The organism is Streptomyces boncukensis, assembly GCF_011045075.1.
Taxonomy (GTDB): Bacteria; Actinomycetota; Actinomycetes; order Streptomycetales; family Streptomycetaceae; genus Streptomyces; species Streptomyces boncukensis.
Genome location: NZ_JAAKZZ010000672.1, coordinates 1 through 3,345, shown reverse-complemented (window position 1 = coordinate 3,345; position 3,345 = coordinate 1). Strand labels below are relative to the sequence as shown.

Annotated in this window: 3 protein-coding genes; 1 reads left to right on the top strand and 2 read right to left on the bottom strand. The window is 71.6% G+C overall.

What is annotated here, in order from left to right; translation table 11 throughout:
* The first annotated feature begins 241 nt into the window (after positions 1-241).
* The gene (locus tag G5C65_RS39805) at positions 242-721 is read left to right on the top strand and encodes an ATP-binding protein (protein ID WP_338146791.1); all 480 of its coding nucleotides are present in this window, start codon (positions 242-244) and stop codon (positions 719-721) included.
* Here G5C65_RS39805 and G5C65_RS34030 read toward each other — a convergent pair.
* Positions 654-2,102 carry an amino acid permease gene (locus G5C65_RS34030; protein WP_165302919.1) on the bottom strand — a complete coding sequence of 483 codons (1,449 nt, stop codon included), beginning with the start codon at positions 2,100-2,102 and terminating at the stop codon, positions 654-656. The two genes, G5C65_RS39805 and G5C65_RS34030, sit on opposite strands and share 68 nt — an antisense overlap.
* Positions 2,103-2,216: 114 nt before the next feature.
* On the bottom strand, positions 2,217-3,221 hold the full coding sequence (argF, locus tag G5C65_RS34025; protein ID WP_165302918.1) for an ornithine carbamoyltransferase: 1,005 nt from the start codon (positions 3,219-3,221) through the stop codon (positions 2,217-2,219).
* Between the last annotated feature and the right edge of the window lie 124 nt (positions 3,222-3,345).

Genomic DNA, 3,345 nt, shown 5'->3' with positions numbered 1-3,345 from the left:
GGGTCTCGGGGCCCGGCGCCGGGCCCGCCGCCTCCAGGCCGCTGAGCCGTTCGCCGTCGTGCGGATGGGTGAAGGGCGTGAGTGCGTCGTGCATCGCCCCATTCACTCATGCCCCGGGACCAAGGTCCCGGCCGCGGGGGTGACTCCGGTCATACGGCCCCGCGTCCCTCCGCCTCTGCGGGCCCGCTCCCGTTCCGTCGTACCGTTAAAGCCTCAAACAACGTACGAACGGACAGAAGTCGTGAATGGTGCATCGCCCCCGGGTCCCCGTACCACGCCCTCCTGGCACATCGAGCTGCCGCACTCCCCGCCCGCGGCGCCCATCGCGCGCGCCGTGGTGCGCAACGCGCTGACCGAGCTGGAGTCCCCGGTGGACAGCGGCACGGCCGAGCTCCTCGTCTGCGAGCTGGTGACCAACGCCATCGAGCACACGCACGACGACGCCGCCATCTCGCTGAGCGTCACGGCGCTGCCGGAGGAGGGTGTGCTGGTCGAGGTGCGGGACCGCGGCCCGGGGCCGCTGGAGCAGCGGCAGTGGGGGCTGGAGGGCGCCCCCGAGGAGCTGCGCGAGGACGGGCGCGGCCTGCAGCTCATCCAGATGCTCAGCTCGGCCTGCGGCAGCCGGGCGACGCGGGACGGCAAGACCGTGTGGTTCACACTCGCGTCGCGGGGGTCGGAGCCGGAGGGGGCCCTGCGGGCGGCCCGCCCCGAGCCCGGCTGAGCGCGAGCCGGGACCGCTTGCGCCCGTACCCCGAGTAGACCAGGGAGCCGATCCCCACGAACACCGCGAACTGGACCCAGGTCAGCAGCGGCAGCCCGCACATCAGATAGAGGCAGAAGGCGATGCCCAGCAGCGGTGCCGCCGGGTAGAGCGGCACCCGGAACCGGCGGGCGAGGTCCGGGCGGGCCCGGCGCAGGGCGATCACGCACACATTGACAGCGGCCATCGTCGCCAGGGTGCCGATCACCGTCAGGTCCAGCACCACGTCCAGCGGGACGACCGCGGCCGGGACGGCGAAGACGACGGCGACGATCCAGGTGTTGGCGACCGGTGTGGACGTCCGCGGCGAGACCCGCTCGAACACCCGCGGCATCAGCCCGTCCCGGGACATCGACAGCAGGATCCGCGTCTGCCCGTACATCACCGCCAGCACCACCGAGGCGATGGCGACGACCGCGCCCACCGCGATGACCGTGCTGCCCAGGGACGAGCCGGTGGCGTGGTTGACGATCAGCGAGAGCGCGGCGGGCTTGCCGCCGATCCGCTCCCAGGGCATGGCGCCCAGCGCGGCGAGGGACACCAGGCAGTACAGCAGCGTGACGACGCCGAGGGTGACCAGGATCGCCAGCGGGACGTTCCGCCGGGGGTTCTTGACCTCCTCGCCCGCCGTCGAGATGGCGTCGAAGCCGATGAAGGAGAAGAAGGCCAGCGAGGCCCCGGCGCCGATGCCGCCGATGCCCTCCGGCGCGAAGGGGGTCAGCTGCCCGGCCCGGAAGGCGGTGAAGGCGATGGCGCAGAACAGCAGCAGTACACCGATCTTGATGACCGCCATCACCGCCGTGGCCCGCGCGCTCTCCCGCACGCCCCGCACCAGCAGCACGGCCGCGAGCAGCATCACCACCACCGCCGGGACGTTGACGACGCCGCCGTGTCCGGGCGCCTCCGCGAGCGCGTCCGGTATCCGCAGGCCGACGGTGTGCTCCAGCAGCTCGTTGAGGTACTGCCCCCAGCCGATGGCGACCGCCGAGACGGAGACCCCGTACTCCAGCAGCAGGCACCAGCCCACCAGGAACGCCGTCCGCTCGCCGAGCGCGGCGTACGCGTACGAGTACGAGCTGCCGGAGACCGGGATGGCGCTGCCCAGCTCGGCGAACGAGAACGCGGTGAAGACGCAGGTCACCGCCGCCAGGACGAAGGAGACCAGCACGGCGGGCCCGGCCTCGGCGACGGTGTCCGAGAGCCCGACGAAGATCCCGGTGCCGACGATGGCGCCGATCCCGAAGCAGACGAGCTGGAAGGGGCCGATGCTGCGGCTGAGGCCGTGGCCTTCGAGGTCGGCGCCGGACTCGGCCACCAGGAGGTCGGGGGACTTGATGCGCATGGTGCGGGGTCTTTCACGCCGGGGGGCTCATCGGGGGATCGTGCCCACCCAGCGTAACCGTATTTTATGCATCCATTCGCATAGATATGTATGGCAAACAGCACACCGGCGCGCTCAGCCCAGGGTGGCGACCAGCAGCGCCTTGATGGTGTGCATCCGGTTCTCCGCCTCGTCGAAGACGACCGAGTGCTCCGCCGACTCGAACACCTCGTCGGTCACCTCCAGTGAGCTGAGCCCGTACCGCTCGTGGATTCTCCGGCCCACGGCCGTGCCCAGGTCGTGGAAGGCGGGCAGGCAGTGCAGGAACCGCACCCCGGGCCTCCCGGTGGCCCGCAGCACGTCCATGGTCACCGCGTACGGCCGCAGCAGCGCGATGCGCTCGTCCCAGGTCTCCTCGGGCTCGCCCATGGACACCCACACATCCGTCGCGACGAAGTCCGCGCCCCGCACGCCCTCCTCGACCTGCTCCGTGAGCGTGACCCGGGCCCCGGTGCGGTCGGCCAGCGCGCGGGCCTCGGCGATCAGCGGCTCCCGCGGCCACAGCGCGCGCGGCGCCACGATCCGCACGTCCATGCCGAGCAGCGCGCCGGTGACCAGGTAGGAGTTGCCCATGTTGGAGCGGGCGTCGCCGAGGTAGGCGAAGGCCAGCTCCTCCAGCGGCCGGCCCGGCGCGTGCTCGGCCATGGTGAGCGTGTCGGCCAGCATCTGCGTGGGGTGCCACAGGTCGGTCAGCCCGTTGAACACCGGCACCCCGGCGTACGCGGCCAGCTCCTCGACCACCTCCTGGCTCCGGCCGCGGTACTGGATGCCGTCGTACAGCCTGCCCAGCACCCGCGCCGTGTCCCTGACCGACTCCTTGTGCCCGAGGTGCGAGCCGGAAGGGTCCAGATACGTGGTGGCCGCGCCCTGGTCGGCCGCGGCCACCTCGAACGCGGTACGGGTGCGGGTGGAGCTCTTCTCGAAGATCAGCGCGAGGTTTCTGCCGCGCAGCCGCCGCTCCTCGGTGCCCGCCCGCTTCGCGGCCTTCAGCTCGGCCGCCAGGGCGAGCAGCCCCCGGAACTCCCCGGGTGTGAGGTCCAGCTCCTTGAGGAGGGGGCGGCCCGTGAGATCTATCGCCATGGACGGCTCCTAGCTCGCTGCGTGCTCCTATAGCGCTCCGCTATAGCCCGTGCGTAAGCCCGGAACTATATACGATAGGCGGAATCCCTATGCATCCCTATGTATCCCTGTGCCCGTCCCCGCC